Origin of the sequence: Streptomyces sp. ISL-98 (assembly GCF_018614055.1) — a bacterium.
GTDB lineage: Bacteria > Actinomycetota > Actinomycetes > Streptomycetales > Streptomycetaceae > Streptomyces > Streptomyces spiramyceticus.
The window spans coordinates 34,806-60,456 of sequence record NZ_JAGGPB010000012.1 but is presented as its reverse complement, the minus strand read 5'-3'; the positions used below and the strand labels follow the sequence as shown (position 1 = coordinate 60,456).

The following is a 25,651-nucleotide window of genomic DNA, read 5'->3' as shown; positions in this document are numbered from 1 at the left end:
GACACTCCGCAGCAGGACGGACGGAGTCGCGGCCGGAACGACGACACCGGTCACCGATTGGAGGGTTCCACGCGGGAGCGGCGCAGCGCCGGGTCACCGGGCTGCGCCGGGACCCGCCTGCGGTCGTTGCGCAGCACGAGCAGGGCGACATCGTCGGCGAGCCGCCCGCCCGTGTGCCGCAGCAGCGCCGTGTGAACGCGCTGCACCACGACGGCCGGTGAGACCGGCGAGCCGAGCGCGGCGGCCTCCGTCAGCGCCCGCTGCAGGCTGAAGAAGTGCCCGTTCGCGTCCCTGGCGTCCTCGGCGCCGTCGGTGTGCAGCACCAGCGCCTCGTCGGGAAGCAGGCGCGTACACCGGTGTGCGGACAGGTCGGCGGGGAGCGGAAAGGGCCCCAGCGGCGGCAGCGGGTCACCGCCCGCGAGCGGTTCGGCGGTCCTGCGCAGCCGGTAGGGCCACGGGTGGCCGCAGTTGAGCGCGAGTACCTCTCCGTCCTCGTGGATCTCCAGCAGGAGTACGGTGACGAATTCTTCGGCCAGCGGATTGTCCGGGTCCGTGCCGTTCACCGCCGGGTGCTCGGACCTCGACCTGTCCCGCAGATGCCGTTGCAGCGCCCGTTCCAGCCGCCGCATGACGTTCTCCAGGGTGTCCTCGTCGTGTGCGGCGTCCCGGAAGCTGCCGAGGATCGCGGCCACCGCCCCGATGGCGGCCAGCCCGTGGCCCCGTACGTCGCCGATGACGACGCGTACTCCGTGCAGGGTGGCCACGGCCTCGTACAGATCACCGCCGACCATCGCACCACGGCTGGCGGACAGCTGCCCCGCGGCCAGGGCGAGCCCGTCGAGCCGGGGCGGCAGCGGGCGCAGCAGCACCTGCTGGGCGGCGCGCGCGACCTCGCGGATCCGGCGCAACTCCCGCACCGGGCCGAGCCGGACGCCGGTGAGCAGATACGCGACCAGCGCGAGGAAGGCCGCGCAGGTCACGAAGCGGGGTGCCATCCCGTCGTGGGAGGAGAACGGGCAGGCCAGCTCCCAGACGGTGGCGGCGACGAGCCAGACGGTGGGGAGGCCGAAAACGAGGGCACGCCGGGCGTACGGAACACCCGAGCATCCACCCCGCCGGGTCGTCCTGGTACGGATCATCGCGACGGCCCCCTAGGCCCTGGCCCCTGTACAACACTGGCCCTCGCGGCCGGAATGATTGTGTCGACCGTCCGTACCCGTTTGCGTACATCGCCCGCAATTCTCACCCGAATGAGTGAGGGGCGCGTCCGTAACTCCGGACGCGCCCCTCAGTACTGCTTCACCAGGCGTTACGCCCCGCGCAGCACCGCTCCCGTACGCTCGGCGGCGAGCGCGACGGCGGCGTCGCGGGCGGCCGAGGCCTCGTCGACGGTCAGCGTGCGGTCGGGTGCCCGGAAGCGCAGCGCGTACGCGAGGGACTTCTTGCCCTCGCCGAGCTGCTCGCCGGTGAATACGTCGAACAGCCGTAGCGATTCGAGGAGTTCACCGGCGCCTTCGCGCAGCGCGGACTCGACGTCCGCGGAAGGAACATCGGCGGAGACGACGAGCGCGACGTCCTGGGTAGCCACCGGGAAGGTGGAGATCCGCGGCGCCCGCAGCACGCCGTCGCCGGCCTGCTCCAGTACGTCGATCTCGACCTCCATGGCGCAGGTGCGCTCGGGCAGGTGGAGCTCCTTGATGACGCGCGGGTGCAGCTCACCGGCGTGCCCGACGAGGGTCTCCTCGCCGTTGACCGTGACGAACAGCGCGGCGCAGCGGCCCGGGTGCCACGGGGCGTGCTGGTCGTTGCGAACGGTCAGCTCGACACCGGCCTCGCGGGCGAGCGTACGAGCGGCCTCGACGGCGTCCGCCCAGTCGGCCGGGCGGCCCTTGCCCCACCAGCCGGCCTGCTCGCGGGCGCCCGCGAGAACGACGGCGGCGCGGCGCGGCTGACGCGGCAGCGTGGAGTTGAGACCGGCGATCTCCTCGTCGGTCGGGCGGCGGTCGACGGGCAGCCGCGCGGCCTTGTGCTCCTCGCCGGTCGGCCGGAAGACGAGGCCGGTCTCGAAGAGCGCCAGGTCGTGCGAGCCGCGGCCGTCGTTGCGGCGCAGCGCGCCGAGGAGGCCGGGCAGCAGCGTGGTGCGCAGCGCCGGCTCCTCGTCGGAGATCGGGTTGACCAGCTTGACCGTACGACGGCGGGCGTCGTCGGCGTCCAGACCGAACTGGTCGAGCACGGTCTCGCCGATGAACGGGTAGTTCAGCGCCTCGACGTACCCGGCACCGGCCAGCGCACGGCCGATGCGGCGGTGCAGCCGCTGCCGGTCGGTGAGCCCGCGGCCCGAGGGCGGCGTCGGCAGGGTGGACGGCAGGTTCTCGTAGCCTTCGAGCCGGATGACCTCTTCGGCCAGGTCGTTCGGGAAGGCCAGGTCGGGGCGCCAGGACGGCACGGTGACGATGAGCTCGTCCTGCCCGTACACGTCGCAGCCGACCTCCTGGAGGCGGCGTACGACGGTCTCGCGGCCGTAGTCGACGCCTGCCACGCGGTCCGGGTGGTCCGCGGACATGGAGATCGTGCGAGGCGCCGAGGGTGCGACGACCTCGGTGACGCCGGCCTCGGCCGTGCCGCCGGCGAGCAGCACCAGCAGGTCGACGGTCCGCTGGGCGGCCGCGGACGCGGCCTGCGGGTCGGTGCCGCGCTCGAAGCGCTTGGACGCCTCGGAGGACAGCTTGTGGCGACGCGCCGTACGGGCGATGGACAGCGCGTCGAAGTGCGCCGCCTCGATGACGATCTCGGTGGTGCCCTTGACGGCGCCGGTCTCGGGGTCCGTCTCCGAGTCGGCGATCTCGGTGTTGGCACCGCCCATGACGCCCGCGAGGCCGATGGGCCCGCGGTCGTCGGTGATGACGAGGTCCTCGGAGTCGAGGGCGCGGTGGGCACCGTCTAGGGTGACGAAGTGCTCGCCCGGCTCGGCCCGGCGGACACCGATCGCACCTTCGATGCGGGAGCGGTCGTACGCGTGCAGGGGCTGGCCGAGCTCCAGCATCACGTAGTTGGTGACGTCGACCGCGAGGGAGATCGGGCGCATCCCGGCTTTCTGCAGCCGACGCCGCAGCCAGATCGGGGAGTGGGCCTCGGGGTCGAGCCCGACGACCGTACGGGCGGTGAAGCGGTCGCAGCCCTGCGGGTCGTCGATGTTCACCGGGTAGCCGTACGAGTTCGGGCCGGGGACGTCGAGCAGCGCCGGGTCGCGCAGCGGCAGGCCGTACGCGGTGGCGGCCTCGCGGGCGACGCCGCGGATCGACAGGGCGTAGCCGCGGTCGGGCGTGACGGCGATGTCGAGGACCTCGTCGACCAGCTCGAGGAGCTCGATGGCGTCGGTGCCGACCTCGTACTCGGGCGGCAGCACGATGATGCCGTGCGTGCCGTCGTCGCCCATGCCCAGCTCGTCGCCGGAGCAGATCATGCCGTGCGAGGTCTTGCCGTACGTCTTGCGCGCGGCGATCGCGAAGTCGCCGGGCAGGACGGCGCCCGGGAGGACCACGACGACCTTGTCGCCGACGGCGAAGTTGCTGGCGCCGCAGACGATCTCCTGCGGCTCACCGGTGCCGTTGGCGGTGCCGACGTCGACGGTGCAGAAGCGGATGGGCTTCTTGAACTCCGTCAGCTCCTCGATGGTGAGGACCTTGCCGACGACCAGCGGGCCCTTGAGGCCGGCGCCGAGCTGCTCGACCGTCTCGACCTCCAGGCCCGCGGAAACGAGCTTGGCCTGTACGTCACGGCCGGTCTCGGTGGCGGGGAGATCGACGTACTCCCGCAGCCAGGAAAGCGGGACCCGCATCAGATCTCCATCCCGAAGGGCCGAGTGAACCGGACGTCACCCTCGACCATGTCTCGCATGTCTTCAACGTTGTGGCGGAACATCAGCATCCGCTCGATGCCGAACCCGAAGGCGAATCCGCTGTACTTCTCGGGGTCGACGCCGCAGGCGGTGAGCACCTTCGGGTTGACCATGCCGCAGCCGCCCAGCTCGATCCAGCCCTCGCTGCCGCAGGTGCGGCAGGGACGGTCCGGGTTGCCGACGGACTCGCCGCGGCAGACGTAGCAGACCATGTCCATCTCGGCGGACGGCTCGGTGAACGGGAAGTAGTTCGGGCGCAGCCGGGTCTTCATGCCCTCGCCGAAGAGTGCCTCGACCATGTGGTCGAGGGTGCCCTTCAGGTCGGCCATGGTGAGGCCCTCATCGACGGCGAGCAGCTCGATCTGGTGGAAGACCGGGGTGTGCGTGGCGTCCAGCTCGTCGGTGCGGTAGACCCGCCCGGGGCAGACGACGTACACGGGCGGTTCCCGGTCGAGCAGGGCGCGGGCCTGGACCGGCGAGGTGTGCGTGCGCAGTACGACGCCGGACTCGTCGCCCGTGGTGGGCTTGCCGTCGGCGGTGGTGCCCTGGACGAAGAAGGTGTCCTGCATCTGGCGCGCGGGGTGGTCGGGCACGAAGTTCAGGGCGTCGAAGTTGAACCACTCCGCCTCGACCTCGGGGCCCTCCGCGACCTCGTAGCCCATGGCGACGAAGACGTCCGAGACGCGCTCCATGAAGCTGGTCAGCGGATGGCGGGCGCCGGCCGGGGTGCGGTCGTAGGGCAGCGTGACATCCACCGCTTCCTCGACCAGGACCCGCTCGTCGCGCTCGGCCTCGAGCACCGTCTGGCGGGCGGCGAGGGCCTTGTTCACGGCGCCGCGCGCCATGCCCACAAGCTTGCCGGCCGAGGCCTTGGCCTGCGGGGGCAGCGCGCCGATCTCCCGGTTCGCGAGGGCCAGCGGCGAGGTGCCTCCGGTGTGCGCGGTCTTCGCGTGGGCGAGCGCGTCGAGGTCGCCTGCGGCGGCGAAGGCGGCGAGTGCCTCGTCCCGCATGCGCTCGATCTCTTCCGGTTTCAGCGCCTCGACCTCGACAGGGTCGTACGACTTATTGGGTGCGGACATCTCTTCCCGTACTTCCGATTGGCTGGTGGCGCGGCCCCGCTCGACCACTGAGGACGCAAAGGTGCCAAAGGTCGAGTCTAAAGGCCGCGAGGGGTGAAGAAGCCCGTGGGCTGCTCAGGCCAGGTAGGCCGGGGCGCCGACGGGCAGAATAAATCGGAACTCCGCGCCGCCGCCGGGTCCGCGGCCGACGGTGATCGATCCGCCGTGCGCCTCGACGATGCCCTTGACGATGTACAGCCCCAGGCCGGTTCCGCCGCGCTTGCTGCCCCGCCAGAAGCGGGTGAAGACGCGGCCCATCGAGTCCTCGGGGATACCGGGGCCTTCGTCGGTCACGGTGACGGCCGTTCCCTTCGCTGGATTCTCGGCGTTCTTGGTCTGGGCGGATGCCACCTCGATGGTGACGGTTCCCTCGCCGTGCCGCACCGCATTTTCCAGCAGGTTGCCCAGCACCTGGTCGATCTTGTCCGGGTCTGCCCAGAGATCGGGCAGCGGCTGCTGGATACGGACCAGGAAGCGGTCCGGGGCCTGTCCGTTGGAGGTGTGTGCGTGGATGTGCCGTCCGACGGCCGCCGGTATGTCCACGGGCTGGCGGCGCACTTCGAGGCGCCCCGAGTCGATGCGGGAGATGTCGAGGAGCTCGGCGATGAGCCGGGTGACGCGGTTGGCGTCGGCGTCGACGGTCTCCAGCATCAGCCGCTTCTGGTCGTCGGTGAACCGCTCCCATTTGGCGAGCAGCGTCGCCGTGAACCCCTTGACGGAGGTCAGCGGGGAGCGCAGCTCGTGGGCGACGGTGGCGATCAGCTCGGCGTGGCTGCGCTCCGTGCGGCGCCTGGCCTCGGTGCCGCGGATGGTGACGACGACCCGGCGCACAGGCCCGGTCGGCTCGCGGCGTACGTACCGTGCGGAGACGAGCACCTCGCGGCCGCCGGGCAGCAGCAGATTGCGTTCGGGCTGGCCGACGCGGATGGCGAGTCCGCCGTACGGATCGGTCAGCGTCCACCAGCGGCGGCCTTCGAGGTCTTCGAGCGGCAGCGCGAGCTCCAGGGGCCTGCCGAGTGCGGCGTCCTTGGCGATGGCGGTGATCCGGGCGGCGGCGGCGTTGAAGCAGATGACGCGGCCGTTCTCGTCGGCGACGGCGAGGCCGTCGGGGAGATCGTCGGGATCGATCCCGCAGCAGTCGGATCCTGCGGACCGGCTCTCCGTAGAACCGCTCACCTGTGACGGACCGCTCGTTCCGACAGACATTCCCCGTATCCCACCTCTCGGACTAGCGGTGGGGTACCTCCCTGCTCATGGGGTTCCCCCCTGCTCGGGCGGAGCCGAGAACCTGGGGGAGAAGCCGAGAGCCTGGGGAGGGCCCCGAGCCCGCCACACTACTAGCTGGAGGTGACGCTGCGGCACCCTCCGGAAGCGCGCTGCGCACGCGCGGACGCGTAGAGGCACACTGCGGCGGCGGTGGCGAGGTTGAGGCTTTCCGCCTTGCCGTGGATCGGAACGCGCACCACGGCGTCCGCGAGCGCGCGGGTCTCCTCCGGCAGGCCCCAGGCCTCGTTGCCGAAGACCCAGGCCGAGGGGCCGCCCATGGTGCCCGCGTCAAGCTCGTCGTCGAGGTCGTCGTCGCCCGCGCCGTCGGCCGCGAGGATGCGTACGCCTACGCCCTTCAGCCCGCTGACGGCCTGCTCGACGGGGACGCCGACGGCGACCGGCAGGTGGAAGAGCGAGCCGACGGACGCCCGGACGGACTTGGGGTTGTACAGGTCGACGGAGGCGTCGGTGAGGACGACCGCGTCGGCTCCGGCGGCGTCGGCGCAGCGCAGCACCGTGCCGGCGTTCCCGGGGTCGCGGACGTGCGCGAGGACGGCGACGAGCCTGGGCTTCGCGGCGAGGATCTCTTCGAACGGCGAGTCCAGGAAGCGGCAGACGCCGACGATGCCCTGCGGGGTGACGGTCTGGGAGACCTCGGCGAGCACCTCGTCGGGCGCGAGGTGGACGCGGGCGCCGGCGGCGTGGGCGGCGTCGACGATGTCCGCGTACCGCTCGGCGGCGTCGACGGTGGCGAACAGCTCGATCAGGGTCGGTTCGCCGTCGCTGCGGTGCTCGACCGCCTCACGGACGGCCTGCGGCCCCTCGGCGATGAACCGGCGCTCCTTGCCGCGGAAACTGCGCTTGGCCAGCCGCTTGGCGGCGGTGACGCGCGGGGATCGCGGGGAGATCAGCTCGGGGGTGCCCATGGTGTCGGCGGCTCACTTCTCTGCGTACGGCGAAAGGGGTCGAGCACTTGGTCGTGCAGCACGTGATGGAACACATGGTGGTGCACAACGCACCGGACCCGCAGGCGGCGAAGGCCTGCGGGTCCGGTCGGGAAGACGGGGTTGCCTGAGATCAGGCAGCGGTCTTCGGAGCGTTGACGTCGCTCGGGAGCGCCTTCTGAGCAACCTCGACGAGCGCGGCGAACGCGTTGCGGTCGTTGACGGCCAGCTCGGCGAGGATCTTGCGGTCCACCTCGATGTTGGCGGCCTTCAGACCCTGGATGAGGCGGTTGTACGTCATGCCGTTCTCGCGGGCAGCGGCGTTGATGCGCTGGATCCACAGCTGACGGAAGTCGCCCTTGCGCTTCTTGCGGTCGTTGTAGTTGTAGACCAGGGAGTGGGTGACCTGCTCCTTGGCCTTGCGGTACAGACGCGAGCGCTGACCGCGGTAGCCCTTGGCCGCCTCGAGAATTGCCCGGCGCTTCTTGTGGGCGTTGACTGCCCGCTTGACGCGTGCCACTTGTTAACTCCTTGTAGCGGGGCCGTGGTGGTACTCACACGACCCGGAAGTGAATTGGTCTCGGTCTTCGACGTCGCGCCCCGGTCACCCGGAGCCGCGACATCACTTGCCGAGAAGCTTCTTGATCTTCGGGGCGTCGGCCGGGGACACGACGACCGCACCCGTCAGGGAGCGGGTCTTCTTCGACGACTTGTGCTCGAGCAGGTGGCGCTTACCGGCGCGCTCGCGCATGACCTTGCCGGAGCCCGTGAGCTTGAAACGCTTGCTGGCACCGCTGTGCGACTTGTTCTTCGGCATCGCGCCGTTCTCTCCTCGTCAGTGACGCTCCCCCGGTGCGGGCACCGGACTGCGGGAGCGCCAGATCTTTGGTGTGGGTTTCCGGGCGGGACCCGGGGCCGCCTGGGTGGCAGCCCCGTGCATCACGCTTCGGAAGGGGTCTCGGACTGTGCCTCGGCCGGAGCCTCGGCAACCTCGGTGACCTCGTCCGTCGACACGGTGTCGTCGGTCGCGTAGCCCTGGCGCTCGGCCTTGCGGGCCGCCTGGGCCTCGCGAGCCTCGGCCATGGCCTCGGTCTTCTTCTTGTGCGGGCCGAGAACCATGATCATGTTCCGGCCGTCCTGCTTGGGATTCGACTCGATAAAGCCAAGGTCCTCGACGTCCGACGCCAGACGCTGCAGCAGTCGGAAGCCAAGCTCGGGGCGGGACTGCTCACGACCACGGAACATGATCGTGATCTTGACCTTGTCGCCCTGCTTGAGGAACCGAACGACGTGACCCTTCTTGGTGTCATAGTCGTGCGGGTCGATCTTCGGCCGGAGCTTCATCTCCTTGATGACCGTGTGCGCCTGGTTCTTGCGCGCTTCACGGGCCTTCATGGCCGACTCGTACTTGAACTTCCCGTAGTCCATGAGCTTGCACACGGGCGGACGGGCTGTCGCCGCGACCTCGACCAGGTCGAGGTCGTACTCCTGTGCAAGCTCCAGGGCTTTGGCAAGCGGCACAATGCCGACCTGCTCGCCGCTGGGTCCGACAAGTCGCACCTCGGGAACGCGAATCCGGTCGTTGATGCGGGGCTCGGCGCTGATGGATCCTCCTCAGTAGCACCACACGACTGTCTGGCAGACAGCCGCGTAACGTCTGTTTCCTGGGACCAACCGTGGGGAGCCATGAAAAATGCCCCGGACGGGACACAGGCGGGGCTCCTGGAAATACCGGAGCACCACCACGTATCAACCGCGGGGCGCATCGGACGGCTCCATCGTCCGTACGGAACGATGGGGACCGTCTGACCGGTGACCCGCCGTCCGCGAGGACAGCCAGGTGGGAGATCGGAGCCTCCACTTGTGGGCCGGGCACACACGTGTCCGGCCGGTCGTTACACAAGGCTATCAGCTCTGCCGGGGAGCGGCGAACGCGCGGGCGGGGCGGTGGGCGAACCCGTGGGCCGGGTGCTGCGGGCCTGGGCATATCGTGTGCGTCATGAGTGACGCGACCTCCCCCAATGAATCCCCCGACTTCGACGCCATGACGCGTGACATCGCGGAAGTCCCCGCAGTCGAGGTGATCGTCACGGTCGCGGTCAACCTGATGAGTGCGGCCGCCGTGAAGCTCGGGCTGACAGAGGACGGCGACGAGCACAAGGACCTCGACGAGGCACGGAAGCTGGTGCACGCGCTGGCCGGTCTGCTGGACGCCAGCGCGACGGAGGTCAGCTCCTTCCACGCGGCGCCGCTGCGCGACGGCCTGAAGTCACTGCAGCTGGCCTTCCGTGAGGCCTCGACCGTGCCGGACGAGGTGGGCCAGGGTCCCGGCGAGAAGTACACCGGGCCCGTTTACGGCTGATCCGGCGACTTTCCCCGTACGAACAAGGGCTCGCCCGGAGGCGTGGCATCGGTCGGCAGCAGTGCCAGGTCGAGACCGCGCACCAGGCGGGCCCTGAGTGTTTCGTCGGCGGCGAGGGCCCCTGCGATGCGGCGGGCCGCATCGGCGGGCTCCGCTCCGGGAGCGAGGACCAGCGCGAGGGTGCCGTCGGCCTGACCGGGGCCGAGGTGGGCGCGGAGCACCGTGGGCTCCGCGGCGACAGCGGCTCGTACCGCCTCGGTGACGGCCGGGTCGTCGATCGGCGACGCACTGGTACGGCCCTCGGCTACGGCGAGCAGTGCGGACCCCGTGAGCTGGAACGGGACGGGGCCGGCCAGGTCGAGGACGAGCGTGTCCGCCTTCTCGTGCGCCACGGCCTGGAGCGCCTGGTGCAGGGGTACGGCGACCGGACGGGCCTCGGGATTCCAGAGCGCCAGCGAGGCGATCGAGGTGAAAGCGGGCAGGGCGCGGCGGTCGCCCGCCCGGAGGGTCGGCACGGCCATGTCGCTGGTCTTCTCGCGGCGCAGGCCGTTCTCGTCGGTCTCGACCTCGCCGAGTACGGCGACGACGGGGACCAGCAGCCGGGCGCCCTTGAGCGCCTGGAGGACCTGCGGTTCGGCCGACCGGTCCGTGGACCAGGCGGCGAGAGCCGCGGTCAGCTGCGGGTCGGCGGTGCCGTCGTCGTCGGAGAAACCGGGATCCGGGATGTTCTTTAGCGCCACGCGCCGAGCCTAGCCGCCGGGCGGTGAGGGTTTTCTCACCGGGGTTTAACCTTCGGCACAGCCGACGCCAAGTTTGCGTTCCTAGCGTCCGGCGCATGCCTCGACAGAGAGCCTCCTTGCTGACGGCCACGATTCTGGTGGCTTGTACGGTCGCCGCGAACACGAATCTCGTGGACCGGAAGCCGCCGGATCCGGTGTCGGCGGCGGCGTCTGCATCAGAGTCGGAGTCGGACCACGTGCCCCAGACAGAGCGGATGACTGTGGAGCCCGAAGAAGAGCCCCAGGTGGCGCCCGTGGAGGAGCCGGACGAGGAGCCGGTTGAGGAGCCCGCGGTGGATCTCGATGCGGTGCTGGCCAAGGCTGTCGGTCCGGTCGCGGCGGCCACGGACGCATCGGTGTCCGTCGGCGTACTCGATCTGGAGAGCGGCGACGCGGCGGCCTACGGCAAAGACGCGTACGACACCGCGAGCATCGTCAAGGTCGACATCCTGGCGGCGCTGCTGCTGCGAGCGCAGGACGCGGGGCGGGTGCTGACCGCGCAGGAGCAGACGCACGCCAGGAACATGATCGTGAACAGCGACAACACGTCGGCGACCGCCCTGTGGAACGCGATCGGCGGGAGCGGGGGTCTCGATGCCGCGAACGCACGGCTGGGGCTCACCTCAACCCAGGGCGGCCACGGCGAGCGGTGGGGGCTGACGCAGACCACGGCGAAGGATCAACTCGCCCTGCTGAAGGCTGTGTTCGGCGAAGAGTCCGAACTGGGCGAGGGCTCGCGTACGTACGTCCAGGGCCTGATGAAGCGGATAGCCGCTGGTCAGGATTGGGGTGTTTCGGCGGCCGGGGGCGGCTGGGCGCTCAAGAACGGGTGGCTGCCGCGCAGTGCCACCGGTCTGTGGGACATCAACAGCATCGGGCGGGTGACGGTGGAGGGACGGGTCTGGCTGGTCGCCGTCCTGTCGGACGGGCACACCACCAAGGAGGCGGGCATCGCGCTCGTCGAGGACGTGGCGCGTACGGCCGTCAAGGCTGTCGGCGGGGCGCGCTGACCCGGGCGCCTCTCCAGAGGGCCACGGCGCCGGCCAGCAGGATGGCGCCGAGGCCTCCGGCGACCGGGGCGAGCCAGCCGGCCGGTTCGCTGTCCGCGCGCTTCGGGCCCGGTCCCGTGCCGAAGTACTTCTTGCCGTACGCCGCCGAGCTCGGGCGCAGGCCCGCCGGGCGCAGCTTGCCGCCCGCCTTGACCGCGGCCGCCGGGTCCACGAAGCCGTAGCCGCGCGAGTCGTCGCGGCCGCCGTCGGGGGCGTTGCGGGCGGTGTCCATGAGGAGCTTCTTGACCTGGGCGGGGGTCAGGCCGGGGTGCGCGGAGCGTACGAGGGCGGCCGCGCCGGAGACGAAGGCGGAGGCGGCGCTGGTGCCCCAGCCCTCGTAGTAACGGCGGTCGGGGTCGGCGATGATCACGTCCACGCCGGGGGCGGAGACGGTGGCGTACCAGCGGCGGGTGGAGAAGGCGGCGTGCGTGCCGAACTCGTCGACGGCCGTCACCGCGATCACGCCGGGGTAGGCGGCGGGGTACGAGATGTGGTCGCCCTTTTCGCCGCCGTTGCCGGCCGATGCGACGACGACGGCGCCCTTGGCGAGGGCGTACTGGACGGCGGCGTCCTCGGCAGGCTCGGGGTGCGCGGACTTGCTGTCGTCGCCGAGGGAGAGGTTGATGACGTCCGCACCGTTGTCGGCGGCCCAGCGGATGCCGTCGGCGAGGGCGTTGCCCCGGGTGGTGCGGGCCTTCTTGCGGGCCGCGTCGCCGCCTTCGAGGATGACGCGTACGGGGAGGATCTTCGCCTCGGGCGCGATGCCGAGTACGCCGTCGGCGCGGCCGGGGCCGTGCCCGTGACCGGCGATGATGCCGGCCATCGCGGTGCCGTGGCGGGCCCAGGCGCGGTCGCCCTTCTTGGCGCCGAAGCCGATGAGGTCCTTGCCGGGGAGCACTTGTCCTTCGAGGTCGGGGTGTGACCCGTCCACGCCGGTGTCGAGGACGGCGACGGTGATGCCCTCGCCCTTGGTCGTACGCCACACCTGCTCGGTATGCATCGCGTCGAGCCCCCACTGCTGTGGCCGAATGGCGTCGGCGCGGGCGGTGGCGGCGGGCAGGAGGAGGAGAGCGGTGGCCGCGAGGGTGGCGACGGCTCGGGTGGGGGTGCGGCCGGGGGTGCCGGTCGGGCGGGGGGTCATCGGGGCTTCTCCGTGGCCGCGGGGCCTGCGGCCGTCTTGCGCAGGGCGCGCTCGACGCGGTCGGCGACACCCTTCGCCTCGTGGCCGAGGCCGGACTGGGCGGGGGCGGTCGTCGCGCCCTCGGCGGTGGCCTCGCCCGCGGGTTGCGGGTCGGGGACGGTGCGGCCGTCGGCGAAGCCGGAGACGGCGTACACGACGACGGGGACGTCGGTGAGCACGCTCACCGTCCAGCTCGCGCGCTGCCGGTCGCCGAAGCCCGCTGCCACGGAGCCTTTGGCGGGGTAGGTGCGGGGGATCAGGTCCGCGCGCTCGGCGAGGCCCTCGCGGGTGAAGCGGGTGCGCAGGGCCTCCATGGCCGGGGCGTCGGCCTCGGTGAACACCATCCCGACGGTGGTGACGCTGCTGCTGGTCGCGTCGGTGTAGGTGGCGCGGAGGAGGCGCACGCAGCCGACCGGTTCGAGGGCCTTGAGCAGCAGCGGATCGAGGGCTTTGGTGCAGCCGCTGTCGGGGGCGACGGCGACACGCGTCCATACCCGGTCGGCGCCTCCCGGTCCCGCTCCGTCGCCGGTCAGCGTGCGCGGGAAGAGCGTGTCGACGGAGGTGTTGTGCCAGAGGCCGCGTGCCTCGGCGTATCCGCTGGGGGCGGTGGCCTCCGCGTCGGGGGCCCCGGTCAGCCAGCTCCCGGTGACGGCGCCGCCGATGAGCCCGATCCCGAGTACGAGACAGGCGGCGGCGCCCACGACGCGGGCGGGGCGGCGGGTGCGGACGGGGCGCAGCCGGGTGGTGGTCTCGACGGGCCTCTCGGGCGCGGGCCAGTGCGGCTGCCGCTGCGCGGCGAAGGCGGCGGGGGGCCGGGGTGCGCCGGACCGGGGTGTCATGTCGACGGCGCCGACGGGCCGACGCCGCGCGGAGCTCGCCGGGGGGCCTGCGGGAGGGCCTGCCGGAGTCGGCGGAACCTCGGCGGGGAGGGGGCCGGGACCGGGGGTGGTCGGGCGACGCGCGGGGATGGGGCGCAGCCGCGCGGTGGTCTCAACGGCCGGCACGCCCGCCCCGCCCTGGGCGGAGGACCGCTGCGCCGCGGAACGGGTGGCCGAAGGCCGGGCCGGGGAACCGCCGTCTCGCGGATCGGGCACCGCCGCCGCGAACGGCTGCGCGGCGGAACCCGGCACTGGGGCCACGGAGCCGCCGGACCGCTGCTGCGATGCGGACACCGAAGCCGCCGGGCGGGCGGACGGCTGGGGCTGCGGCTGCGGCGATGCCGACACTGCGGCCGCTGGGCCGGTGGGGTGGTGCTGTGATGCGGACACGGGCGCCACCGGACCGCCCGGTTGCTGCGGTGCGGAGACGGGGGCCGCCGGGCCGGTGTGGCGCGGCTGCGATACCGATGCCGGAGCCGTCTGCTCGGCCGGGCGCTGCTGCGGGGCAGCGGGCTGAGCGGGGGGTGGTCCCGGGGGCGTTGCCTGGGTGGGGGGTGCGGCTGGGGGTGGTGTTTTCGGGCGGGGGGGCGTGGGGGCTGCTCGCCACGCCTGGGGGACCGGGGGTGTCTGCGGGTGCGGCAGGGCACCGTGCGCTTCGGTGCTCATCCGCCCCCCACTACTCGTGATTCCGCTCGCTCTGGACCTGTTCTCCGGGGTGCCCGACAGCCCTCCGGGGCAGGTCCGTTCGTACTCTACGGGCTGTCGCGAGCCCCGCGGGAACCAGCCCGCAGGCTCGTGGGGATCTGACCGGATGATCCCCCTACCCAGCCGTAAACCGCTCTGGCAAGCTCTGGCCATGACACCGCGCGCTGACGACCGGGCCAGGTACGACCGGGCCACTGCCCATCTCGACGCTCCCGTCGCCGTCGTCGATCTGGAGGCCTTCGACGACAACGCCGCCGATCTGGTCCGCCGGGCAGCGGGCAAGCCGGTCCGGGTGGCGAGCAAGTCCGTACGTTGCCGGGCGCTGCTGGAGCGGGTGCTGGCGCGGGACGGATTCGCGGGCGTCATGTCGTTCACGCTGGCAGAGTCCCTGTGGCTCGCACGGTCGGGATTCGAGGATGTGCTGCTCGCGTATCCGTCGGCGGACCGTGGCGGATTCGCGGAGCTGGCCGGGGACCCGAAGCTCGCGGCCGCCGTGACCGTGATGGTCGACGACCTGGCGCAGCTGGAGCTGATCGACCGTGCCCGCGACGGCGGCCGGGAGGAGATCCGGGTCTGCCTGGAGCTGGACACGTCGTTGCAGCTGCTCGGCGGCCGCATACGGATCGGCGCGCGCCGTTCCCCGCTGCGCGAGCCCGCCCAACTCGCCGAGCTCGCCCGCTCGGTGGCCCGTCGGCCCGGGTTCCGGCTGGTCGGCATCATGGCGTACGAAGGTCACGTCGCCGGGGTCGGTGACGCCGTCGCGGGGCGGCCCGTGCGCTCCCGCGCCATCCGGCTGATGCAGAACGCCGCCCGCAAGGAGCTGGCCGCCCGGCGTGCGGCGGTCGTGCGGGCGGTGCGGAGCGTGGCGCCGGACCTCGAATTCGTCAACGGCGGCGGCACCGGCAGCGTCCAGCACACGGCCGCCGAGCACGCGGTGACCGAGATCGCCGCCGGGTCCGGGCTCTACCTCCCCCGGCTTTTCGACAACTATTCGTCGTTCACGGGCCGCCCGGCCGCACTCTTCGCGCAGCCCGTCGTCCGCAGGCCGGGCGTGGGTGTGGTGACGGTGCTCGGTGGTGGATACCCGGCTTCCGGCGCCGCCGGTCCCGACCGGGTGCCCGTCCCCTATCTCCCGGAGGGACTGCGGTACGACCCCCAGGAGGGGGCCGGTGAGGTGCAGACGCCGCTGCTCGGGTCCCCCGCCGACGATCTGCTGATCGGCGACAAGGTGTGGTTCCGGCACGCGAAGGCGGGCGAGATGTGCGAGCGGTTCGACGAGCTGCAGCTGGTGGAGGGCGACCGGGTGACGGCCACCGTCCCGACGTACCGGGGCGAGGGCCGTACGTTCCTCTAGACGGCGTGCGCCCCGGGTCCCGCCCCCCGGTGTTCTGGGGACGGGACCTCGGGGCGGACACTTTTAGAGAGGGGTGACGTACGCCCCGGCGATCCCCCCGTCGACCAGGAAATCGGTCGCGTTGATGAACGACGAGTCGTCGCTGGCCAGGAACGCCACCGCGGCTGCGATCTCCTCCGCCTCCGCGAAACGGCCGCCCGGGATGTGTACGAGGCGCCGCGCGGCCCGCTCCGGGTCGCTCGCGAACAGCTCCTGCAGCAGCGGCGTGTTGACCGGCCCCGGGCAGAGCGCGTTGACGCGGATGCCTTCGCGGGCGAACTGCACACCCAGCTCGCGGGACATCGCGAGGACGCCGCCCTTGGACGCGGTGTACGAGATCTGGGAGGTGGCCGCACCCATGATCGCCACGAAGGACGCGGTGTTGATGATGGAGCCGCGGCCCTGGCGCTGCATGTAGGGGATGGCGGCCTTGCAGCAGAGGTAGACGGAGGTGAGGTTCACGTCCTGGACGCGCTTCCACGCATCGAGGCCCGTGGTCAGGATCGAGTCGTCGTCGGGCGGCGAGATGCCCGCGTTGTTGAAGGCAATGTCGACAGATCCATAGGTGTCGTACGCCGTCTTGAAGAGCGCGTCGACCTGCTCGGCGTCGGTGACGTCGACCCGTACGAACGTGCCTCCGACTTCCTCGGCCGCGGCCTTGCCCGCGGTCTCGTCGATGTCGCCGCAGACGACGTTCGCGCCCTCGGAGGCGAGACGGCGGGCGGTGGCGAGGCCGATGCCGCTGCCGGCGCCGGTGATGACGGCGGTTCGGCCGACCAGGCGGCGGCAGACGACGGCGTCGGTCCGGGCAGTCTCGGTCCGGTCAGTCTCGGTCATGGTCTCAGGCCTCCGTGCTGATGAAGATGTTCTTGGTTTCGGTGAAAGCGGTGAGGGCGTCGGGGCCCAGTTCGCGCCCCAGGCCGGACTGCTTGTAGCCGCCGAACGGGGTCGAATAGCGCACGCTGCTGTGGGAGTTGACGGACAGGTTGCCTGCCCGTACCGCCTGGGACACGCGCAGGGCGCGGCCCAGGTCACGGGTCCAGATGGAGCCCGCGAGCCCGTACTCGGTGGCGTTGGCGAGACGGATCGCGTCCGCCTCGTCGTCGAAGGGGATGACGACGGCGACGGGGCCGAAGACCTCCTCCGTCGCGACGGCCGAGCCCGGATCGACGCCGACGAGTACGGTCGGCGGGAACCAGAAGCCGGGACCCTCGGGAGCGCTGCCCCGGATGGCCGTCACGCCCTCGGGGACGTACGAACGTACGCGCTCCAGCTGGGACTTGGAGATCAGCGGACCCATCTGCGTCTTGCCGTCCAGCGGGTCGCCGACGACCACGGCCTCGATCGCGGGGGCGAGGAGCTCCACGAAGCGGTCGTACACGGTGCGCTGGACGAGGATGCGCGTACGGGCGCAGCAGTCCTGGCCCGAGTTGTCCAGGAAGGACATGGGGGTGGCGGTGACGGCGGCCTCGATGTCGGCGTCGGCGAAGACGATGTTGGGGCTCTTGCCGCCGAGTTCGAGGGTCACACGCTTCACGCGGTCGGCGCACCTGGCCATGATCTGCTTGCCGACGCGCGTGGAGCCGGTGAAGACGATCTTCGCTACGCCGGGGTGCTCGACGAGTGCGTTTCCCGCGACGTCGCCCGCGCCCGGCAGTACCTGGAAGAGGCCTTCGGGAAGACCGGCTTCGAGAGCGAGTTCCGCGAGGCGCAGGGCGGTCAGCGGTGTGGTCTCGGCGGGCTTGAGGACGACGGCGTTGCCCGCGGCGAGCGCGGGAGCCGTGCCCCAGGCGGCGATCGGCATCGGGAAGTTCCACGGCGCGATCACGCCGATGACGCCGAGGGGTTCGAGGACGGTGACATCGAGGCCGCCCGCGACGGGGATCTGGCGGCCGCTGAGGCGCTCCACTCCCCCGGCGGCGAAGTCGAGCAGATCGCTGACGTTGCCCGCCTCCCAGCGGGCGTTTCCGAGGGTGTGGCCGGCCTCGCGGACCTCCAGCCGGGCCAGTTCTTCGGCGTGCTCGTCGACAACTGCGGCGAAGCGGCGCAGCAGGCGGGCACGGTCGGCGGGGGCTGCTGCCGCCCACTCCCGCTGCGCTCTGGCCGCTCGTACGACCGCCGCGTCGACGTCGGCGACGGTCGAGGCCGCGACGGTGGCGATGACCTCTTCCGTAGCCGGGTTGAGGACCTGATGCTCAATGGGCTGCTCACGGGACAAGGTCGGCCTCACATGCGTTCGAAGGAGCGGCGGAGCTCCCAGTCGGTCACCGCGGAGTCGAAGGCGTCCAGCTCGACCCGCGCCATGTTGCGGTAGTGCGCGACGACTTCGTCGCCGAAGGCCGCCTTGGCGATGGGGCTGTTCTCCCAGAGCTCGGCGGCTTCGCGGAGGGTGGTGGGAACGTGCTCGTAGTCGCCGGTGTAGGCGTTGCCCGTACAGACCTCGGGGAGTTCGAGCTTGTGCTCGATGCCGTACAGACCAGCGGCGACCAGGCCCGCGACGGCGAGGTGCGGATTGACGTCGCCGCCCGGCAGCCGGTTCTCGAAGCGCATGGAGCGGCCGTGGCCGACGACGCGCAGGGAGCAGGTGCGGTTGTCGATGCCCCAGGCGACGGCGGTCGGGGCGAAGGAGCCCGGCCGGAAGCGCTTGTACGAGTTGATGTTCGGCGCGTACAGCAGGGAGAAGTCGCGCAGCGCGGCCAGCTGACCGGCGAGGAAGTGCCGCATCACGGGGGACATGCTGTCGGGGGCTTCGCCCGCCATGGCGTTGTTCCCGTCCGCGTCCTGGAGGGACAGGTGGATGTGGCAGGAGTTGCCTTCGCGCTCGTTGTACTTCGCCATGAAGGTGAGCGAGACGCCCTCCTGGGAGGCGATCTCCTTGGCCCCGGTCTTGTAGATGGCGTGCTGGTCGCAGGTGACCAGGGCCTCGTCGTACTTGAAGACGATCTCGTGCTGGCCGGGATTGCACTCGCCCTTGGCCGACTCGACGGTCAGGCCGGCCGCCGTCATGTCGTTGCGGATGCGGCGCAGGAGGGGCTCGATGCGGCCGGTGCCGAGGACCGAGTAGTCGATGTTGTACTGGTTCGCGGGTACGAGGTCCTTGTAGCCGCGGTCCCAGGCCTGCTCGTAGGTGTCCTTGAAGACGATGAATTCGAGCTCTGTGCCGACATGGGCGGTGTAGCCGTGTTCGGCGAGGCGCTCCAGCTGGCGGCGCAGGATCTGCCGGGGCGCGGCGACGACGGGCGAGCCGTCGTTCCAGGCGAGGTCGGCGATGAGCATGGCCGTGCCGTCGTTCCAGGGGACGCGGCGCAGCGTGGAGAGGTCGGCGTGCATGGCGAAGTCGCCGTAGCCGCGGTCCCAGGAGGACATCTCGTATCCGTCGACGGTGTTCATCTCGGTGTCGACGGCGAGCAGGTAGTTGCAGCCTTCGGTGCCGTGGTCCAGGACGTCGTCGAGGAAGAACTGGGCGGCGAACCGCTTGCCCTGGAGGCGACCCTGCATGTCGGGGAAGGCCAGGACGACTGTGTCTATGTCGCCGCTCGCAACCAGGGCACGGAGCTCCTGGAGCGCGAGAGGGGGTGTGCGGTCTGCCACGGAAATTTCCTCCTTGGGTCAGCCGGAAGCCATAAGGTATTGCTGAAGACCATTGCTTGGGAAGGGGAAACGGCAAGTGGCGAGTGAAATCGATGCTGCGGACTCGGCGGACCGGGCGGACCCGGCGCCCCTGACGAACCCGATGAACCCGATGAACCCCGCGGACAACCTGGCGCCCGTACTGCGGCCGGTGCGTGCCGGGAACGGATTCGAGGAGGCACTGGAACAGATCCTCCAGATCCTGCGTCTCGGCCTGGTGCCCGTCGGCGAACGGCTGCCCGCCGAGCGGGAGCTGGCCGACCGGCTGCGGATCAGCCGGGTCACGCTGCGCGAAGTCCTGAAGGTCCTCCAGGACCAGGGCCTCGTCGACAGCAGGCGCGGCAGGTACGGCGGTACGTTCGTGCTGCCGCGCCCCGACGCCTCCGGGGAGGGCGAGCTGCGCCGGCGCGTCGAGTCCGTCGACGTCGAGGACACGCTGCGCTTCCGCGAGGTTCTCGAGGTCGGCGCGGCCGGACTGTGCGCGGCGCACGGGCTGACCGACGACGGCGCACAGCGGCTGCGGGCGGCCCTCGCGGCGACGCACGACGCGCCACTGGACGACTACCGCAGGCTCGACACACTGCTGCATCTCACGCTCGCCGAGCTGTCCGGATCGCCCACACTGACCGCGCAGTACGCCGCCGTACGGGCGACGGTGAACGGTCTCCTGGACTGCATCCCCCTGCTCGTACGCAACCTGGAGCACTCCCAGCAGCAGCACATCGCACTGGTCGAGGCGGTGCTCGACGGCGACGCGGACGGTGCGCGCGAGGTGATGCGGGAGCACTGCTCGGGCACGGCAGCCCTGCTGCGGGGCTTCCTCACGTGACGGACCGGAAGAGGAGAACCGTTACAACGGCTTAACGCACGGGTCTTGCGCTGGGACCGACCCGACCACAAAGGTATGGCCACCCACCATTAACCCGAGGCATTAAACCGAGGCAGGAGCGGCTCATGGCCGACAGCACCGACGCGATCACCCCACCACCCGCACCGGGGTCCACCGACACCGCAGCCTCCCCCGACGCCGACGCCGCCTATCTCCAGCGGCGCACCCTGCGCCGCGGCAGCGCCGGCTGGCTGCTGCTCACCGGACTCGGCGTCGCGTACGTCGTCTCCGGAGACTTCTCGGGCTGGAACATCGGCCTCGCCGAGGGCGGCTTCGGCGGCCTCGCCATCGCCACCCTGCTCATGGGCGTGATGTACGCCTGCCTGGTCTTCGCACTCGCCGAGCTGTCCGCCATCCTGCCCACGGCGGGCGGCGGCTACGGCTTCGCCCGGCGCGCGCTCGGCACCTGGGGCGGCTTCCTCACCGGCACCGCCATCCTCATCGAGTACATCCTGGCGCCCGCCGCCATCTCCATCTTCATCGGCGAGTACGTCGAATCACTCGGCCTCTTCGGGCTCACCGCCGGCTGGCCGGTCATCCTCGCCTGCTTCGCCGTCTTCATCGGCATCCATCTGTGGGGCGTCGGCGAGGCGCTGCGCTTCAGCCTCGTCGTGACCGCCATCGCGGTGGCCGCGCTGCTGATCTTCGCGGTCGGCGCGTTCACCGAGTTCAGCGCGGACGGCCTCAACGACATCCCCGTCGACAAGGACGCCTTCGGCGCCAACTCCTGGCTGCCGTTCGGCCTGCTGGGCATCTGGGCGGCGTTCCCGTTCGGCATGTGGTTCTTCCTCGGCGTCGAAGGGGTGCCACTGGCCGCCGAGGAGGCCAAGGACCCGGTGCGCTCGATGCCGCGCGCCCTGTCCATCTCGATGGCCGTCCTCGCACTGCTCGCCCTGATCACCTTCTTCGCCGCCACCGGCGCACGCGGCTCGGCCGCCGTCCAGGACGTGGGCAATCCGCTGGTCGTGGCGCTCCAGGGGGACGGCGATCCGACGCCGCTCAGCCGGTTCGTCAACTACGCGGGCCTGGCGGGCCTCGTCGCCTCCTTCTTCTCGCTCATCTATGCCGGCTCCCGGCAGCTGTTCGCGCTCTCCCGCGCCGGGTATCTGCCCCGCTTCCTGTCGCTGACCAGTCGCCGCAAGGCCCCGTATCTCGGGCTGCTGATCCCCGGTGCGATCGGCTTCGCGCTGGCGGCGGGGACCGGCAACGGCGCCCGGATGCTGAACATCGCGGTCTTCGGCGCCACCATCTCGTACGCCCTGATGGCGCTCTCCCACATCGTGCTGCGGCGCCGCGAGCCCGGGCTGCATCGCCCCTACCGGACGCCGGGCGGCGTCCTCACCTCGTCCGTGGCCTTCGTACTGGCGCTGTCCGCGCTGGTGGCGACGTTCCTGGTGGACAAGGACGCGGCGTTCACAGCGCTCGGCGTCTACGTCGTCGCTCTCGCCTACTTCGCCCTCTACAGTCGGCACCGGCTCGTGGCCTCGGCTCCCGAAGAGGAATTCGCCGCGCTGGCCGAGGCCGAGGCCGAACTCGAACGCAGCTGACTAAAACCCGACCCTGACCTGACCGGAGGATCTGTGTCCAAGCCGCTCATCGGCATCAGTACGTACCTGGACAGCGCCAAGTGGGGGGTCTGGGAGATGCCCGCCGCGCTGCTCCCGGCCGGCTATCCGCGTCTCGTACGGGCGGCGGGCGGGCTGGCGGCGATGCTGCCGCCGGACTCGCCCTCGTCCGCCGCCGATGTGGTGGCCCGCGTCGACGGGCTGGTCGTCGCGGGCGGGGCCGATGTCGAACCCGTACGGTACGGAGCCGAGCGCCACCCGCGCACCGGGCCGCCCGCCCGGGAACGGGACGCGTGGGAACTGGCCCTGATCGAGGCGGCGTTGGCTTCCGGTACGCCGCTGCTCGGCATCTGCCGCGGCATGCAGCTGCTGAACGTCGCACTCGGCGGCACGCTCGTCCAGCACCTGGACGGCCACACCGGCGGGGTCGGCGTACTCGGCGAACACACGGTGAAGCCGGTGCCGGGCACGCGCTACGCGTCGATCGTGCCGGAGGAGGACGGCGTACCGACGTATCACCACCAGGCGGCCGACCGGCTGGGCGAGGGCCTGGTGGTGTCGGCGTACGCGGCGGACGGGACGCCCGAGGCCGTCGAACTGCCCGGCGCACACTGGGTGCTGGGCGTCCAGTGGCATCCGGAGATGGGCGAGGACCTGCGGGTGATGGAGGCACTGGTGGCGGCGGCCGCCGTAAGGCTGCCTGCGCCCCGTGAGCCACAGCTCCAGACCTGAGCTGCCCCGCGGACTCAGTTACGGCCGGCCAGCAGGCGGACGAGCGGCCCCCTGCTGCGCTGTTCGACCCTGCGGCCGGCCACGAAGGAGGCGGCGCCAAGCGCCACCGCGCCCGCGCCCGCTATGGCGGCTTTGCGCGAGTTGAGCAGCACCCAGGCGGTGGACGCGGTCGCAGCGACCTTCCCGGAAGCGGCCTCCAACGCCTGGCGTCCCGCCTCGACTCCCTTGATTCCGGCGCCCTTTGCCGAGCCGGCCGCGTTCGCGGCACGGCCGGTGGCTTCGGTGGCGGAGGTGCGGGCGGCTGTGGCGTTGGTCTTGGGCTTGGTGTTCTTGCTCTGTTCAGTCATGGCCCCCGGGTATCCGCTCGCGGCCATGACAAACGGCCGCGAGGAACAGACGCGACAACGGGCCGTGACAAGTGGTCAGGCTCTCTCCGGCGCCGGGCGCGTGAGCGACAGCAGGTCGCGGGCCGGTCCCGTGGGGCGCGGCCCCGTCGGCCATACGGCGCGCAGGTCGCGGCGCAGCCGGACGCCTTCGACGGGGATCTCGACGAGGCGGCGCGAGCCCAGTTCCTCCCCCACCGCGAGCTCGCTGAGCACGCTGGGGCCTGCGCCGCTGACCGCCGCCGCCTTCACCGCGGTCGTGGAGGCGAGTTCGAGCAGCGGGTCGGCGAGGCCGCCGTACCCGACGAGCGCGGCGTCCAGGACCTGGCGGGTGCCGGAGCCCTGTTCGCGCAGGATGAGCGGGGCTCCGGCCAGTTCCCCGGCGCCGACCGGCTTGCGGCGGCGTGCCCAGGGGTGGGTCGGGGCCGCGACCACGACGAGGCGGTCGTGGCCGATGACGACGCCGTCGAGCCCCTCCGGTACGGCGAGACCCTCGACGAAGCCCAGGTCGGCCTCGCCCGCCAGCAGCCGCTGCGCGACCACTGCGGAGTTGCCGGCGAGCAGCGACACCGCTGTGCCGGGGCGCTGACCGCGCAGGGCGATGAGCCACCCGGGCAGGAGGTACTCGGCGATCGTCATGCTGGCGGCGACCCGCAGCCGGGAGTCCCGCCGCCCGCGCAGCGCCTGCGCCCCGGCATCGAACGCCTCGGCCGCCTCCACCACGCGCCGCGCCCAGTCGGTGACGAGCGCACCCGCTTCGGTGAGCTGGGAGCCGCGGGGCGAGCGGTCGACGAGGGCGACCCCGAGCTGCCGCTCCATGGTGCGGATCCGGCTGCTGGCGGCGGGCTGCGTGATCCCGAGCTCGCGCGCGGCCCGCCCGAGACTGCCGAGCCGGGCAACGGCGAGCAGCAACTCCATGGCCCCGAGATCCGGCACGCGCTGCGCCAGCGGCCCCCGGTCGCCATGGACGGGGTGGCCGAAGCCGGAACCGGGGCCGGAAGCAGAAGCGGACTGCGTCATAAGGCCAGTTTATGGGGCCATACATAAATCGTCCCTGGTGGGGGCCCCGGCTTACGCAGAAGGTGGGCGTATGGCCACCTGTGCGCAGCCCCGCCCCCTCCTTGTCGGCCCCCGGCTCCCCGCGCTGCGCCATCTCGGGCCCAACTGGTACGCCACGGTCATGGGCACCGCCATCGTCGCCAATGCCGGCGTCACCGTGCCCCTCGCCCTCCCCGGGCTCCGCCCCGCTTGCACCGTTGTGTGGGCGCTCTCCGCACTGCTGCTCTGCGCACTGCTGCTCGCCCGCGCGGGCCACTGGGCGTACCACCGCGATCAGGCGGGCGCTCATCTCCTCGACCCGGCGGTCGCCCCCTTCTACGGCTGTGTCGCGATGGCCCTGCTCTCGGTCGGCAGCGGCACGGTGGCCCTCGGCCGGGACGTCATCGGGCCGGAAGCCGCCCTGGCGGGCGGCGCCGTGCTGTGGTGCGTCGGGACGGTCATCGGGCTGGCGTGCGCGGTCGCGATCCCGTATCTCATGGTCGTACGGCATCGGGTCGAGCCCGGCAGCGCTTCCGCCGTGTGGCTGCTGGCCGTCGTCCCGCCCATGGTGTCGGCCGCAATCGGGCCGCAGCTGATCCCGCATCTGCCCGACGGTCAGTGGCAGGAGTCGATGCTGCTCGCCTGCTACGCGATGTTCGGCGTCAGCCTGCTCGCCACCCTGCTGATGCTGCCGCTCATATTCGCCCGGCTCGTCCACCAGGGCCCGCTGCCGCTCGCGCTGACGCCGACCCTCTTTCTCGTCCTCGGACCGCTCGGCCAGTCCGCGACCGCGGTCAACACGCTCGCGGACGTGGCACCTGACGCGATCGGAGCGCCGTACGCGAGCGGACTCGGCGCGTTCGCCGTCCTCTACGGCGTTCCCGTAATGGGCTTCGCACTGCTGTGGCTGGCGCTCGCCGCGGCGATGGTGGTCCGCGCGGCCAGGGACGGGATGCCGTTCGCCATGACGTGGTGGGCATTCACCTTCCCCGTCGGTACGTGCGTCACGGGCGCCGCCGGGCTCGCGCGCCACACCGGGCTCGACGCCTTCAGCGCCCTCGCCGCCGCCCTGTACGCCGTGCTGGTCGTCGCCTGGGCGGTCGCCGGATTCCGTACGCTGCGAGGCCTGGTCAGCGGAGCGCTGCTCGCAGCACCCCGGGCGCCTCGGCCAGTGACGGCCCGTACCAGGTGAGGTGGCGGCCGCTGACGAGTGCGGCGGGCAGCCCGGGGAACGCCTCGGGGCCGTCGTCGGCCGCGAAGCGGTACGGCTCGTCCGGCAGGACCACCAGATCGGCCCCGGCCGCGCGCAACTCGTCGACCGGGATGCGCGGATAGCGCTCGGCGTGCCCTGCGTAGAGGTTGTCGACACCGAGCCTGGCCAGCAGGTCCCCGGCGAAGGTGTCGCGGCCCAGCACCATCCAGGGCCTGCGCCAGATGGGCACGATCGCCTTCAGCCGGGGGCCCGGCCGCTCCCCGCCCCACGCTTCCTCCGCCGCGTCGAGCCAGGCCGGGCGTGCGCCCAGCCCGCACCCGGCGACCAGAACCCGTTCCAGCTCGGCGAAGGCCTCGGGCAGGTCCCGGATCACCGTGACCATGACCGTGAGCCCGGCCTGCCGCAGGGCAGCGAGGTCGGGCTCGCGGTTCTCCTCCTCGTTGGCGACGACCAGATCGGGCCGCAGCCGGACGATGGCCTCCACGTCGGGGTTCTTGGTGCCCCGGACCCGTACGACGTCGAGATGCGCCGGGTGGCTGCACCAGTCGGTCGCACCGACGAGCAGCCCCGGCGCGCTGACGGCGATCGCTTCGGTCAGGGACGGCACGAGCGAGACGACGCGCAAGGCA

General features: G+C 71.7%; 24 protein-coding genes. 7 read left to right on the top strand and 17 right to left on the bottom strand.

Going from position 1 to position 25,651, the window contains the following annotated elements:
- Nucleotides 1-50: 50 nt before the first annotated feature.
- The 8 genes from J7I98_RS08980 to infC form a co-directional block, all read right to left on the bottom strand.
- A complete protein-coding gene (locus J7I98_RS08980; protein WP_214920079.1) occupies nucleotides 51-1,139 on the bottom strand; it encodes a PP2C family protein-serine/threonine phosphatase in 1,089 nt (362 codons plus the stop codon).
- Between the two features lie 170 nt (nucleotides 1,140-1,309).
- Nucleotides 1,310-3,838: a phenylalanine--tRNA ligase subunit beta gene (gene pheT, locus J7I98_RS08975; RefSeq protein WP_214920078.1), complete on the bottom strand. Its 2,529-nt coding sequence runs from the start codon at nucleotides 3,836-3,838 to the stop codon at nucleotides 1,310-1,312.
- Nucleotides 3,838-4,977 carry a phenylalanine--tRNA ligase subunit alpha gene (pheS, locus tag J7I98_RS08970; RefSeq protein ID WP_214920077.1) on the bottom strand — a complete coding sequence of 380 codons (1,140 nt, stop codon included), beginning with the start codon at nucleotides 4,975-4,977 and terminating at the stop codon, nucleotides 3,838-3,840. The genes pheT and pheS overlap by 1 nt, the downstream gene beginning before the upstream one ends.
- A 114-nt stretch (nucleotides 4,978-5,091) precedes the next feature.
- A complete protein-coding gene (locus tag J7I98_RS08965) occupies nucleotides 5,092-6,222 on the bottom strand; it encodes an ATP-binding protein (protein ID WP_214920076.1) in 1,131 nt (376 codons plus the stop codon).
- 131 nt (nucleotides 6,223-6,353) lie between these two features.
- The gene (locus J7I98_RS08960) at nucleotides 6,354-7,208 is read right to left on the bottom strand and encodes an RNA methyltransferase (RefSeq protein ID WP_214920075.1); all 855 of its coding nucleotides are present in this window, start codon (nucleotides 7,206-7,208) and stop codon (nucleotides 6,354-6,356) included.
- Nucleotides 7,209-7,359: 151 nt separating this feature from the next.
- Nucleotides 7,360-7,746 (bottom strand): 50S ribosomal protein L20, encoded by a 387-nt coding sequence (rplT, locus tag J7I98_RS08955; RefSeq protein ID WP_214920074.1) that lies wholly within the window; start codon nucleotides 7,744-7,746, stop codon nucleotides 7,360-7,362.
- Between the two features lie 102 nt (nucleotides 7,747-7,848).
- Nucleotides 7,849-8,043, bottom strand: coding sequence for a 50S ribosomal protein L35 (gene rpmI / locus J7I98_RS08950; protein ID WP_214920073.1), 195 nt, complete (start codon nucleotides 8,041-8,043; stop codon nucleotides 7,849-7,851).
- Between the two features lie 122 nt (nucleotides 8,044-8,165).
- Nucleotides 8,166-8,831, bottom strand: coding sequence for a translation initiation factor IF-3 (gene infC, locus J7I98_RS08945; RefSeq protein ID WP_214920139.1), 666 nt, complete (start codon nucleotides 8,829-8,831; stop codon nucleotides 8,166-8,168).
- A 394-nt stretch (nucleotides 8,832-9,225) separates the two neighbouring features.
- Between infC and J7I98_RS08940 the strand changes: the two genes are divergently transcribed.
- Entirely contained in the window at nucleotides 9,226-9,588 is a 363-nt protein-coding gene (locus tag J7I98_RS08940) for a DUF1844 domain-containing protein (RefSeq protein ID WP_214920072.1), read from the top strand.
- Here the strand turns inward: J7I98_RS08940 and J7I98_RS08935 are convergent.
- Entirely contained in the window at nucleotides 9,579-10,328 is a 750-nt protein-coding gene (locus tag J7I98_RS08935; RefSeq protein WP_214920071.1) for an SseB family protein, read from the bottom strand. The genes J7I98_RS08940 and J7I98_RS08935 overlap by 10 nt on opposite strands.
- 95 nt (nucleotides 10,329-10,423) lie before the next feature.
- Here J7I98_RS08935 and J7I98_RS08930 point away from each other — a divergent pair, with 95 nt between their 5' ends.
- Complete coding sequence (locus J7I98_RS08930; protein ID WP_214920070.1) at nucleotides 10,424-11,377, top strand: serine hydrolase; 954 nt, start codon at nucleotides 10,424-10,426, stop codon at nucleotides 11,375-11,377.
- Here the strand turns inward: J7I98_RS08930 and mycP are convergent.
- Nucleotides 11,352-12,557, bottom strand: coding sequence for a type VII secretion-associated serine protease mycosin (gene mycP, locus J7I98_RS08925; protein ID WP_214920069.1), 1,206 nt, complete (start codon nucleotides 12,555-12,557; stop codon nucleotides 11,352-11,354). The genes J7I98_RS08930 and mycP overlap by 26 nt on opposite strands.
- Complete coding sequence (locus tag J7I98_RS08920; RefSeq protein WP_214920138.1) at nucleotides 12,554-13,435, bottom strand: hypothetical protein; 882 nt, start codon at nucleotides 13,433-13,435, stop codon at nucleotides 12,554-12,556. The genes mycP and J7I98_RS08920 overlap by 4 nt, the downstream gene beginning before the upstream one ends.
- 895 nt (nucleotides 13,436-14,330) lie before the next feature.
- Here J7I98_RS08920 and J7I98_RS08915 point away from each other — a divergent pair.
- On the top strand, nucleotides 14,331-15,533 hold the full coding sequence (locus tag J7I98_RS08915; RefSeq protein ID WP_214920068.1) for an amino acid deaminase/aldolase: 1,203 nt from the start codon (nucleotides 14,331-14,333) through the stop codon (nucleotides 15,531-15,533).
- A gap of 63 nt (nucleotides 15,534-15,596) precedes the next feature.
- Here J7I98_RS08915 and J7I98_RS08910 read toward each other — a convergent pair whose 3' ends face one another.
- The 3 genes from J7I98_RS08910 to J7I98_RS08900 are packed head-to-tail and all read right to left on the bottom strand — an operon-like array spanning nucleotide 15,597 to nucleotide 19,163.
- Nucleotides 15,597-16,409 carry a 3-oxoacyl-ACP reductase gene (locus J7I98_RS08910; protein WP_214920067.1) on the bottom strand — a complete coding sequence of 271 codons (813 nt, stop codon included), beginning with the start codon at nucleotides 16,407-16,409 and terminating at the stop codon, nucleotides 15,597-15,599.
- A gap of 4 nt (nucleotides 16,410-16,413) precedes the next feature.
- Nucleotides 16,414-17,790 carry an aldehyde dehydrogenase gene (locus tag J7I98_RS08905; RefSeq protein ID WP_251020353.1) on the bottom strand — a complete coding sequence of 459 codons (1,377 nt, stop codon included), beginning with the start codon at nucleotides 17,788-17,790 and terminating at the stop codon, nucleotides 16,414-16,416.
- An 8-nt stretch (nucleotides 17,791-17,798) separates the two neighbouring features.
- Nucleotides 17,799-19,163: a glutamine synthetase family protein gene (locus tag J7I98_RS08900; RefSeq protein WP_214920066.1), complete on the bottom strand. Its 1,365-nt coding sequence runs from the start codon at nucleotides 19,161-19,163 to the stop codon at nucleotides 17,799-17,801.
- 142 nt (nucleotides 19,164-19,305) lie between these two features.
- Here J7I98_RS08900 and J7I98_RS08895 point away from each other — a divergent pair, with 142 nt between their 5' ends.
- The 3 genes from J7I98_RS08895 to J7I98_RS08885 all read left to right on the top strand — a co-directional run bounded on the left by J7I98_RS08895 (nucleotide 19,306) and on the right by J7I98_RS08885 (nucleotide 22,388).
- On the top strand, nucleotides 19,306-20,031 hold the full coding sequence (locus J7I98_RS08895; RefSeq protein WP_214920136.1) for a FadR/GntR family transcriptional regulator: 726 nt from the start codon (nucleotides 19,306-19,308) through the stop codon (nucleotides 20,029-20,031).
- A gap of 125 nt (nucleotides 20,032-20,156) precedes the next feature.
- Nucleotides 20,157-21,638, top strand: a complete 1,482-nt coding sequence (gene eat, locus J7I98_RS08890; RefSeq protein ID WP_214920065.1) for an ethanolamine permease — start codon at nucleotides 20,157-20,159, stop codon at nucleotides 21,636-21,638.
- Nucleotides 21,639-21,671: 33 nt separating this feature from the next.
- Nucleotides 21,672-22,388 (top strand): gamma-glutamyl-gamma-aminobutyrate hydrolase family protein, encoded by a 717-nt coding sequence (locus tag J7I98_RS08885; RefSeq protein WP_214920064.1) that lies wholly within the window; start codon nucleotides 21,672-21,674, stop codon nucleotides 22,386-22,388.
- A 14-nt stretch (nucleotides 22,389-22,402) separates the two neighbouring features.
- Here the strand turns inward: J7I98_RS08885 and J7I98_RS08880 are convergent, their stop codons facing one another.
- Both J7I98_RS08880 and J7I98_RS08875 read right to left on the bottom strand, forming a co-directional pair.
- On the bottom strand, nucleotides 22,403-22,735 hold the full coding sequence (locus J7I98_RS08880; RefSeq protein WP_214920063.1) for a hypothetical protein: 333 nt from the start codon (nucleotides 22,733-22,735) through the stop codon (nucleotides 22,403-22,405).
- Nucleotides 22,736-22,810: 75 nt separating this feature from the next.
- Complete coding sequence (locus tag J7I98_RS08875; RefSeq protein WP_251020368.1) at nucleotides 22,811-23,689, bottom strand: LysR family transcriptional regulator; 879 nt, start codon at nucleotides 23,687-23,689, stop codon at nucleotides 22,811-22,813.
- Between the two features lie 172 nt (nucleotides 23,690-23,861).
- Here J7I98_RS08875 and J7I98_RS08870 point away from each other — a divergent pair, with 172 nt between their 5' ends.
- A complete protein-coding gene (locus J7I98_RS08870; RefSeq protein WP_214920061.1) occupies nucleotides 23,862-25,001 on the top strand; it encodes a TDT family transporter in 1,140 nt (379 codons plus the stop codon).
- Here J7I98_RS08870 and J7I98_RS08865 read toward each other — a convergent pair.
- Entirely contained in the window at nucleotides 24,940-25,647 is a 708-nt protein-coding gene (locus J7I98_RS08865) for a helical backbone metal receptor (protein WP_214920060.1), read from the bottom strand. The genes J7I98_RS08870 and J7I98_RS08865 overlap by 62 nt on opposite strands.
- Nucleotides 25,648-25,651: the final 4 nt, after the last annotated feature.

Coding starts and splice junctions, on each gene's coding strand:
- J7I98_RS08980 (WP_214920079.1), bottom strand. CDS start 1,139: ATGATCCGTACCAGGACGACCCGGCGGGGTGGATGCTCGGGTGTTCCG.
- pheT (WP_214920078.1), bottom strand. CDS start 3,838: ATGCGGGTCCCGCTTTCCTGGCTGCGGGAGTACGTCGATCTCCCCGCC.
- pheS (WP_214920077.1), bottom strand. CDS start 4,977: ATGTCCGCACCCAATAAGTCGTACGACCCTGTCGAGGTCGAGGCGCTG.
- J7I98_RS08965 (WP_214920076.1), bottom strand. CDS start 6,222: ATGTCTGTCGGAACGAGCGGTCCGTCACAGGTGAGCGGTTCTACGGAG.
- J7I98_RS08960 (WP_214920075.1), bottom strand. CDS start 7,208: ATGGGCACCCCCGAGCTGATCTCCCCGCGATCCCCGCGCGTCACCGCC.
- rpmI (WP_214920073.1), bottom strand. CDS start 8,043: ATGCCGAAGAACAAGTCGCACAGCGGTGCCAGCAAGCGTTTCAAGCTC.
- J7I98_RS08940 (WP_214920072.1), top strand. CDS start 9,226: ATGAGTGACGCGACCTCCCCCAATGAATCCCCCGACTTCGACGCCATG.
- J7I98_RS08930 (WP_214920070.1), top strand. CDS start 10,424: ATGCCTCGACAGAGAGCCTCCTTGCTGACGGCCACGATTCTGGTGGCT.
- mycP (WP_214920069.1), bottom strand. CDS start 12,557: ATGACCCCCCGCCCGACCGGCACCCCCGGCCGCACCCCCACCCGAGCC.
- J7I98_RS08920 (WP_214920138.1), bottom strand. CDS start 13,435: ATGACACCCCGGTCCGGCGCACCCCGGCCCCCCGCCGCCTTCGCCGCG.
- J7I98_RS08915 (WP_214920068.1), top strand. CDS start 14,331: ATGACACCGCGCGCTGACGACCGGGCCAGGTACGACCGGGCCACTGCC.
- J7I98_RS08910 (WP_214920067.1), bottom strand. CDS start 16,409: ATGACCGAGACTGACCGGACCGAGACTGCCCGGACCGACGCCGTCGTC.
- J7I98_RS08895 (WP_214920136.1), top strand. CDS start 19,306: ATGAACCCGATGAACCCCGCGGACAACCTGGCGCCCGTACTGCGGCCG.
- eat (WP_214920065.1), top strand. CDS start 20,157: ATGGCCGACAGCACCGACGCGATCACCCCACCACCCGCACCGGGGTCC.
- J7I98_RS08880 (WP_214920063.1), bottom strand. CDS start 22,735: ATGACTGAACAGAGCAAGAACACCAAGCCCAAGACCAACGCCACAGCC.
- J7I98_RS08875 (WP_251020368.1), bottom strand. CDS start 23,689: ATGGAGTTGCTGCTCGCCGTTGCCCGGCTCGGCAGTCTCGGGCGGGCC.
- J7I98_RS08870 (WP_214920061.1), top strand. CDS start 23,862: ATGGCCACCTGTGCGCAGCCCCGCCCCCTCCTTGTCGGCCCCCGGCTC.